The sequence below is a fragment of the Microbispora sp. H10949 genome, from assembly GCF_014161435.1.
In the GTDB taxonomy this organism is placed as follows: domain Bacteria; phylum Actinomycetota; class Actinomycetes; order Streptosporangiales; family Streptosporangiaceae; genus Microbispora; species Microbispora triticiradicis.
This window is the reverse complement of record NZ_JABBWZ010000016.1, coordinates 118,219-128,538: the sequence shown is the minus strand read 5'-3', so window position 1 is coordinate 128,538 and position 10,320 is coordinate 118,219. Positions and strand designations below refer to the sequence as shown.

The 10,320-nt window shown below is 77.2% G+C and carries 1 protein-coding gene; it reads left to right on the top strand.

From position 1 onward, the window contains the following. Positions 1-10,235 (top strand): type I polyketide synthase (locus HHX40_RS32795; RefSeq protein ID WP_220499865.1); only part of this gene is annotated, 10,235 nt, incomplete at its 5' end. Positions 10,236-10,320: the final 85 nt, after the last annotated feature.

Genomic DNA, 10,320 nt, shown 5'->3' with positions numbered 1-10,320 from the left:
GGGTGTTGGCGGTGGTGGCGGGGTCGGCGGTGAATTCCGATGGGGCGAGTAATGGGTTGACGGCGCCGAACGGGCGGGCGCAGGAGCAGGTGATCGGGCGGGCGCTGGCGGAGGCGGGGCTGGGTCCGGGTGATGTGGATGTGGTGGAGGCGCACGGGACGGGGACGCGGTTGGGGGATCCGATCGAGGCGCGGGCGTTGGGTGCGGCCTATGGGCGTGGCCGGGTGGCGCCGTTGTGGGTGGGGTCGTTGAAGTCGAACATCGGTCATGCTCAGGCGGCGGCGGGGGTGGGCGGGGTCATCAAGATGGTGATGGCCTTGCGGCATGGGGTGCTGCCGGCGACGTTGCATGTGGACGAGCCGACGCCGCATGTGGACTGGGAGGGTTCGGGGCTGGCGTTGCTGACCGGGCCGGTGGCCTGGCCGCAGGGGGAACGGCCGCGCCGGGCGGGGGTCTCCTCCTTCGGGATCAGCGGCACCAACGCCCACGTCATCCTCCAGCAACCCCCCACCGACACCCCCGGACAACCCCCCACCACCACCCTCGGACAACCCCCCACCACCGGCCTCGGACAGCCCCCCACCACCACACTCGGACAGCCACCCGCCACCGGCGACGACCCTTCCCCCGGCCAGGACGTCACCACGACGACCGTCACCACGACGTCCGTCACCACGACGACTGCGGACCCCTCGACGGAGGAGGGCGTGCCGTTCGTCCTGTCGGCGAAGACGGAGACCGCGCTGCGCGCACAGGCGGGCCTCCTGCACGACGTCCTCACCGGCGGGTCCGCCGCGCCGAGGGACGTCGCGTTCACCCTCACTCGCCGGTCGCGGCTGGAGCGCCGGGCCGTGGTGGACACCGCGCTCGGGGACCCGGTGCGGGCTCTGGCCGCCCTCCGCGACGGCGTGCGCCACCCGGCCGTCGTCACCGGACGCGCCCTGCCGGACCAGCGGCTCGCGTTCCTGTTCTCCGGGCAGGGCGCGCAGCGGGCCGGAATGGGCGAAGGCCTGCTGGAGGCCTCCACGGTGTACGCCGCCGCCTTCGACGAGATCTCCGCCTTGCTGGAGCCCCACATCGGCGCGGGACTGCGCGATCTGATCGCCGACCCGGAGCGCCTGGGACAGACGCTTTACGCCCAGCCGGCGCTGTTCGCCGTGGAGGTCGCGCTCTACCGGCTCGCCGAGTCGTACGGCCTGCGGCCCGACTTCCTGATCGGCCACTCGGTCGGGGAGCTCGCCGCCGCGCACGTAGCTGGCGTGCTCGACCTCCCTTCCGCCTGCGCGCTGGTCGCGGCCCGGGGCCGCCTGATGCAGGCCGCCCGGGACGACGGCGCGATGGCCGCGTTCGCCGCCACCCCGGAGGAGGCGGCCGGGCTGGCCGCTTCGGCGGGCGGGACAGTCGAGGTGGCCGCGGTCAACGGCCCGGCGTCGGTCGTGCTGTCGGGCGACGCGGACGAGATCGACCGGCTCGTCGCCCGATGGAAGGACGAGGGCCGCAAGGCCACCCGGCTGAAGGTGAGTCACGCCTTCCACTCGGCGCACATGGACGGCGTGCTGGAGGAGTTCCGCCAGGTGGTGGCCGGGCTGACGTTCGCCCCGGCCCGGCTGCCCATCGTCTCGACGGCGACCGGGGCGCTCGCGGGCGAGCGTGAGATGTCCGGCCCGGACTACTGGGTGGCGCAGTTGCGCGGCACCGTGCGGTTCGCCGACGCGGTCCGCGCGGCGCGGGAGGCGGGCGTGACCCGCTTCGCCGAGCTGGGCCCCGACGGGTCGCTCGCCGCGCACGCCCAGGAGACGTGCACCGCGCAGAGAGACACCGCGAGAGGCAGCACGGCGGGGGGAGACGCGGCGAGGAGAGACGCCGCGAACGGAGAGGGTGCGCAGGGAGACACCGCGAGAGGCGACACCGCGGGGGAAGACGCGGTGAGAGGCGGCACGGCGGGGGGAGACGCGGCGAGGGGAGACGCCGCGAAGGGCGAAGCCGGGGAGGTCGTCGCAGCGAAGGTGGTCGCCGCCGAGGTGGTCGCCGTGCCGCTGCTCCGGACGGGCCGCCCGGACGCGGCGGCGGTGCGGGCCGCGCTCGCCCGGCTGCACGTGGCCGGCGTGCCGGTCGACTTCGGGCCGCTCGTCGCGGGCGGCCGGCTCACGGACCTGCCGACGTACCCCTTCGAGACCAGGCGCTACTGGCTGCTGCCCGCCGCGGACGACGGTCCTCCGGCGGCGTTCGGGCTGGACGCCCCGCCGCATCCGCTGCTGGCCGGGACGGCCGAGCTGCCCGGGGGGAGCCGGCTGTTCACCGGCGTGCTGTCCACCCGCCGCCAGCCGTGGCTGGCCGACCACCGGATCGGCGGCCGCGTGCTGGTCCCGGCCATGGCCCTGGCCGACCTGGCATTGGCGGTGGGCGGGGAGGCCGGCCTGCCGACGCTGGGCGAGTTCGTGATGCGCGCGCCGCTCGAACTGGACGGCCCGGGTGAGGTCCGCCTCCAGGCGGCCCTGTCCCCGGACGGTGAGCTCACCGTGCGCAGCCGGGCGCGAGAGGCGGCGGAGTGGACCGTCAACGCCACCGCCACGCTCACGCGGGAGGAGGTCGCGCCCGGTGCCCCCGTCGGGTCCGGTCCCGGCCATCGCGTCGACCCCGGAACGCCCGAGGCCACCTACCGTCTGCTCGCCGAGCACGGGTACGAGTACGGCCCGGCCTTCCAGGGGCTGCTGTCCGCCTGGCGGGACGGCGACGACCTGTACGCCGAGGTGGCGTCGCCGCCGTCGCTCCGCGGCGACGCCGCGCGTCACGCGGCCCGGCCCGCCCTGCTGGACGCGGCCCTGCACGCCCTGTCGCTGGACGGGATCGACGGCCCGCGTCGCGTGCCGTACGCGCTGAGCGGCGTCCGGGCGCACGCGGCGCCCGCGTCCGGAGGACGGCCGCCGCACCCCACCCGGATCCGCGCCCGGTTCACCCCGCTCGGCCCCGACGCCTACCGGGCCGACCTCATCGGCGACGACGGCCGGGAGATCCTGACCGTGGAGCGGCTGCGGCTGCGGCCGCTCCCGTCCGCCGCCGCCGTGTACGGCCTGCACTGGGAGGCGAGGCCCCGGCCCGAGCCGGCGGCGGGCGCCGTCCTCGCCGGCGTCGCCGCCGTGGCGGACCTTCTCGAACGGCCTCCGTCGCTCGCGCTGCTGCACGGGCTCGACCGCGACGACGACCCGTACGCCGCGCTGGACGAGGCCCGCGAGGTACTGCGGCGGTGGGCGGCCGGTGACGGCGGGCGCCTGGTGGTGCTGACCCGGGGTCTCGCGGTGGACGACGCCGAGTCCGCCCGGCCGTCCACGGCCGCCCTGTGGGGCCTGGTCAGGGCGGCCCGGGCCGAGCACCCCGGCCGGTTCGCCCTGCTCGACATCGGCCCGGAGGACGGGCCGGAGGATCCGGAGCTGCTCGCGGCCGCGGGTGCGGCGTTCCCCGAGGCCGCGCTCCGGTCGGGAGCGCCGCTGGTGCCGCGTCTCGGCCCCGCGCCCGCGGCGCCGACGTCCTCCGGACCGCTGTGGCCGCGCAGCGCCGCGGGCGGCACGGTGCTCGTCACCGGCGGGCTCGGCGCACTCGGCCGGCGGATCGCCGCCCACCTCGTCACCCGTCACGGCGTACGGAACCTGCTGCTGGTGAGCCGCCGGGGTGAGCGCCATCCGGACGCCGGCGCGGCCCAGGCGGAGCTGGCCGCCCTCGGCGCCGCGGTCGCCGTGCGGGCCTGCGACCCGGCGGACCCGGAGGCCCTCACCGCCCTGCTCGGCGGCCTGGACGCTCCACTGACGGGCGTCGTCCACGCGGCGGGCGTCGCCGAGGACGCCACCCTGGAACGGCTCACCGGCGCGGCCCTGCGGCGGGCGCTCGACGCGAAGCTCACCGGCGCCCGCAACCTCGACGAGGCCACCCGCGACGCGGACCTCGACGCGTTCGTGCTGTTCGGTTCCGTGGCGGGCGTCCTCGGCACCGCCGGGCAGGGCGCGTACGCCGCCGCGAACGCCGCCCTCGACGCGGTGGCGCGGCGACGGCGGCGGGCCGGCCGGCCCGCCGTGACCGTTCACTGGGGCCTGTGGGACCTCGGCGAAGGCATGAGCGGCGCCCTGGGAGACGTGGACGTCGCCCGGCTGGGACGGGCGGGCATCCGCCCCATGGCCCCGGCCGACGGACTCGGCCTGTTCGACGACGCCCTGCGGTCGGACGCCCCGGTCGTGGTGGCCGGCAGCCTCGACCTCGCCGTCGCGGCGGCCCGGCACCGCCCGCGGGCCGCGACGCCCGCCCCCGCCGCCCCCGCCTCGGCCGCTGCTCTGGCCGCCGTCCCGATCGTCGCGGGGCCCGGCCGCCGGGACACCGCCCGGCTGGTCCTCGACGCGGTCGCCGCGGTCCTGGGCCACGCCGACGGCGCGGAGATCGACCCGGACCGGCCGTTCACCGACCTCGGGGTCGACTCGCTGACCGCCCTGGAGCTGCGCAACCGCCTGGGCGACGACCTCGGTGTGCGCCTGCCCGCCACCGTCGTCTTCGACCACCCCACCCCGGCCGCCCTGATCGGGCTCCTCGACGCCCTGGCCGGCGGTCCTTCCGAGGACCTGACGGGAGCGGCGGACGGCGACGCCCGCCCCGGCGTGGGCGCGCGGGAGCGGGAGCCGTACGACCCGGACGGCGACGCCGTCGCGATCGTGGGCATGGCGTGCCGGTTCCCCGGCGGCGCGCGCACCCCGGCCGAGCTGTGGGAGCTGCTCGTCTCGGGCACGGACGCGATCACCGAGTTTCCCGCGGACCGCGGCTGGGACCCCGACCTGTTCGATCCCGATCCGGAGCACCCGGGCACGTCGATCACCCGGCACGGCGGCTTCCTGCACGACGCGGCCGAGTTCGACCCCGAGTTCTTCGGGATCAGCCCCCGCGAGGCGCTGGCCGTCGACCCCCAGCAGAGGCTGCTGCTGCAGACCGCGTGGGAGGCGGTCGAGGACGCCGGGATCGACCCGGCGACGCTGCGCGGATCCCAGAGCGGGGTGTTCGTCGGCGTCATGTACTCCGACTACGGCGCGCGGGTCCACCAGCGGCGCGGCGCGGCCCGCGATCTGGAGGGCTACCTGGTGAGCGGCAGCGCCGGAAGCGTCGCCTCCGGCCGCATCTCCTACACCCTCGGCCTGGAGGGCCCGGCCGTGACGGTGGACACCGCCTGCTCCTCCTCCCTGGTCGCCGTCCACCAGGCGGTGCAGGCGCTGCGGCTGGGCGAGTGCGGGCTGGCCCTCGCCGGGGGCTCGACCGTGATGGCGAGCCCGGCCACGTTCGTCGAGTTCAGCCGCCAGCGCGGGCTGGCCCCCGACGGCCGCTGCAAGCCCTTCTCGGCGGACGCGGACGGCACGGCCTGGGGCGAGGGGGTGGGGCTGCTCGTGCTGGAGCGCCTGGCCGACGCGCGCCGCAACGGGCACCGCGTGCTCGCCCTGGTCCGCGGGTCCGCCGTCAACCAGGACGGCGCCAGCAACGGCCTCACCGCGCCGAACGGCCCCGCCCAGGAGCGGGTCATCCGGGCCGCCCTGCGCAGCGCGGGGCTGCGCCCGGCCGACGTCGACGTGCTGGAGGCCCACGGCACCGGCACCCGGCTGGGCGACCCGATCGAGGCGGGCGCGGTGCTCGGCACGTACGGACAGGACCGGGACGGGCGCGCACCGCTGCTGATGGGCTCGCTCAAGTCGAACATCGGGCACACCCAGGCCGCCGCCGGGGTGGCCGGGATCATGAAGATGGTGCTCGCCATGCGGCACGGGCGGGTGCCCGCGACCCTGCATCTGAGCCGGCCGACCGAGCACGTGGACTGGTCCGGCGGCGCGGTGGCCGTGCCCGCCGAGGCGGTGCCCTGGCCCGGCACTTCCGGCCCGCGCCGGGCGGCGGTCTCGTCGTTCGGGATCAGCGGCACCAACGCGCACGTCATCCTGGAGATGGGTGACGAGCCCCGGGTGGAGGGCCCGGCACCGGACGAGGCGACGCCGGTCGTGCCGTGGGTGCTGAGCGCGCGCACCGACGGAGGGCTGCGCGAGCAGGCGGCACGCCTGAGGCGGCATGTGGCGGCCGACCCCGGCCTGCGGATCGCCGACGTCGCCCTGTCGCTCGGCGTCACCCGGACCGCGTTCGACCGGCGGGCCGTCGTCCTCGGCCGGGACCGCGCCGAGCTGGTCGCCGGGCTCGACCACCTGATCGCGGGTACCACGCCGCCGCCGGGCGCCTTCCCCGCCGTCGTGACCGGTACGGCGGTGCGCGGCCGGACCGCCGTCCTGTTCGCCGGGCAGGGCGGCCAGCGGACCGGCATGGGCACGGAGCTGTACCGGACGTTCCCGGCCTACGCGAGGGCGTTCGACGAGGTGTGCGAGCAGCTGCGCCGCGCCGACGGCGTCGACGTGGCGGCCGTGGTCGCGGGGGAGGGCGAGCCGGGGCTCATCCACCGGACCCGCTACACCCAGGCGTCGCTGTTCGCCCTGGAGGTGGCCCTCTTCCGGCTGCTGGAGTCGTGGGGCCTGCCGGTCGACGCCCTCGCCGGGCACTCGGTCGGCGAGATCGCCGCCGCGCACGTCGCCGGAGCGCTGACCCTCCCCGACGCGGCGGCGCTCGTGGCGGCGCGCGGGCGGCTCATGCAGGAGCTGCCCGAGGGCGGGCTGATGGCGGCGGTGCAGGCCGACCGGGCGACGGTGGAACTGCTGGCGCGTGAGACGGGCGTGCGGGTGGACGTGGCCGCGGTCAACGCCCCCGGTTCGGTGGTGATCTCCGGCGAAGCCGGTCCCGTGGAGCGGCTGACCGCCCATCTCGCCGGGCTCGGGCACCGGGTGAAGCGGCTCACCGTGAGCCACGCCTTCCACTCCGCGCTGATGGAGCCGATGCTGGCGCCGTTCCGCGCGGAGATCGCCGATCTGTCCGCGGCGCCCCCGCGGCGCACGCTCGTGTCGACGCTCACCGCCGAGGAGGCCGGCGCGGACGTCCTCGGATCGGCGGAGCACTGGGCGGACCAGGTCAGGGGAACCGTCCTGTTCGCGGACACGGTCGCGCGGCTGCGCGGGCTCGGCGCCGTCCGCTTCCTGGAGATCGGCCCCGACGCGGCGCTGACCGCGATGGTCCGGCAGTGCGACCTGGGTGAGGACGCCGTCGCGGCGGCGGCGCTCGGCCGCGGGGACGACGAGGCGGCCGCGCTGTGGTCGTTCGTGGCCCGCGCCTTCGTGGCCGGGGTCGCCTGGGACTGGCGGGCGCTGCTCGGCGGCGGGACCGTCGTGCCGCTGCCCACCTACCCGTTCCGCCGCGAGCGCCTGTGGCTCGCGGCACCGGGCGAGGACGGGTCCGCGGCCGGTGTCGGCGCGGAGAAACCCGATCACCCGCTGCTCATGGCCGCCGTCGCCGTCCCGGACGGCGGGCAGACCGTCTACACCGGGGTGCTTTCGGCCGCGCGGCAGCCCTGGCTGGCCGACCACCTCCTGGCCGGTGTTCCGGTGCTCCCGGCGGCCGCCCTCCTCGACGTGACCTCCTGGCTCGCCGACCGGCACGGCGGCCGCGCGGTCCGGGAACTGGAGCTGCGCTCCCCGGTGACGATCCCGGCGGAGCGGGAGGTCCACCTGAGGATCACGGTCGACGGCGCCCGGGTCCGCGTGCACGGCCGTCCCGCGGGGACCGAGGAGTGGATCCAGCACGCCGAGGCGGCGCTCGACGGCGACGCCGCCGCGCCGGTCTGGTCCGGCCGCCGGCCCCCGGCGGCCGAGCCCGTGGACGTGACGGGGGCGTACGAGCTCTTCGCCGCCCGCGGTTACGGCTACGGCCCGGCCTTCCAGGGGCTGCGGGCCCTGTGGCGGGCCGGGGACGAGCTGTACGCGGAGGTCGAGACCGGCGCCGGCCTGACGCCGGGGCTGCTCGACGCCGCCTTCCACCCCTGGATCGCCGCCGCGCAGGACCCTCCCGAGGGGCACATCCCCGTCCCGTACGCCTTCCGGGGCGTGCGCCTGCACGCCGTGCCCGCCGGACGGCTGCTGGTCCGGATCCAGCACACCGGCGAGGAGACGTTCGCGCTCGACGCGGTGGACGCCCAGGGGAGCCCGGTGCTGTCCGTGGCGGAGGCCCGGGTGCGCCCGGTCGAGGAGCGCGCGCTGCTGGGCGCGGCCGGTGCGGCCACGCGGCCGTACGAGGTGGTGTGGGTCTCCGCGCCGCCGGATGAGCCGGCGGCCGCGCGGCCGGACGCGCTCTCGGACCCGACCGCGGGCTCCGGGGACCTGGTTGTCCTGGCCCCCGACGGGCTACTCGCCGACGGGTCCTTCCCGGTGCTGGCATACCCGGCCGGGACGGGCGGCGCCCCCAGCGAAGCGGACGCCGACGGATCGGACGCCGATCGAGTGGACGCCGGTGGATCGGACGACGTGGCGGGCGCGGTCCGGGAGGCGCTGCGCCGGGCGCGCGAGGCGATCCTCGGGCTGCCCGCCGACGGCCGCCTCGTGGTGGTGACCCAGGGAGCGGTACCCCGGGGCTTGGTGACCGAGGGAGCGATCGCCGGTGACCCGGCCGCTCGTACCGACCACACCGATCACCACAAAACCGATCACCGTCACAGCGACGGTGGCGACCACACGGACCCGCATCGCACCGACTACCAGCACAGCGACCACAGCCACCTTGCTGACCACACCGACCGTGCCGGGCTTGTGGGGGCGGCGCTGTGGGGGCTGGTCCGCACGGCCCGGCTGGAGTTCCCCGGCCGGATCGGCGTGGTCGACGTCGACGCCCACCCCGAGTCCCTGGCACTCCTGCCCCGCGTGCTGGCGGCCGAGCCCGGCCAGCTCGCCCTCCGCCACGGCGAGACGCTGCGCCCCCGCCTGCGCCCGGCGACCGGCGCCCCGGGCGTCCCGCCGGACCTCGGCGCGGGCACCGTCCTGGTCACCGGCGCCGGCGGCGCGCTCGGCGCGGAGGTGACCCGCCACCTGGTCACCCGGCACGGCGTCCGCAGTCTCCTGCTCGTCAGCCGGCGCGGCGACGCCGACCCGGCCCTGCGCGCCCTGGCCGGCGAACTGGCCGCCCGGGACGGCGTCGAGGTCCGTACGGCCGCCTGCGACGTGGCCGACCCCGACGCGGCCGGCGCCCTGGTCGGCGAGGTGGCCGGTTCCCTGACCGCGGTGTTCCACGTCGCGGGCGCCCTGGACGACGCGGTGCTGGAGAACGCGACCCCCGAGCGGATCGACCGGGTGCTGCGTCCCAAGGTCGACGGCGCCTGGAACCTCCACAGGCTCACCGCGCGGCTGCCGCTGCGGGCCTTCGTGCTGTTCTCGTCGGTCGCGGGCGTGCTGGGCAACGCGGGGCAGGCGGGCTACGCCGCGGCCAACGCGTTCCTGGACGCGCTCGCCGAACGGCGGCGGGCGGCCGGGCTGGCGGGCCTGTCCCTCGCCTGGGGCCTGTGGGACACGGGGCCGGGCCGGGGCATGGCCGGGGAGCTGAGCGAGGCCGCCCAAAGCAGGCTCGCCAGGATGGGCGTGCGCGCCCTGACCACCGAGGAGGCGCTCGGCCTGCTCGACGACGCGCTGGGGGCCGGCCGGGCGGTGCTGGTGCCGGCCCGGTTCGACCGCGGAGCGCTCGCCCGGCGGTCCGGCGACCTGCCCGAGGTGCTCGCCGACCTGGCGCCGGCCAGGCCCGCCGTACGGGCCCTGCCGCTGTCGCGGCGGTTGGACGGGCTGGCGGAGGACGCGGCGCGGGCCCTGGTGCGGGACGTCGTCGCCGGCCGGGTCGCGGAGGTGCTGGGCCTCGCCGGCGGGGCGCGCGTGCCGGACGACCGCGGGCTGTTCGACCTCGGTCTCGACTCGCTCACGGCAATCGAGCTGCGCAACCGGCTGGGCGAGGAGATCGGGGACCGGCTCCCCGCGACCGTGCTGTTCGACCACCCGACCGTGCGGGAGCTGACCGCGCATCTGCTGGAGCGGCTGCGCCCGGAGCGGGAGGTGTTCGACCCGGCGGCGCTGGACGGGTGGGTGTCGGCGGCCGCGGACCTCATGGCGGACGACGGCCGGCGGGCCGGGCTCGTGCGCGCGCTGCGAGGCGCGCTGACCGCCCTGGGCGCGACGCGAGGCGCGTACGGAGGCAACGGCGGGAACGGCGGGAACGGCCACGACCCCGTGGGATCCCTGGACGGCTCCCTGGACGGGGTCGAGGCGGCCTCGGACGACGAGCTGTTCGGGCTGCTCGACCGGGAGCTGAGCGAGTGACCGCACAAGTGACCGCATGAGTGACCGCACAGTCGCGGACGGATCACGAACGGCCCTTTCAGGATGACAACGGAGAGCGGTTCAT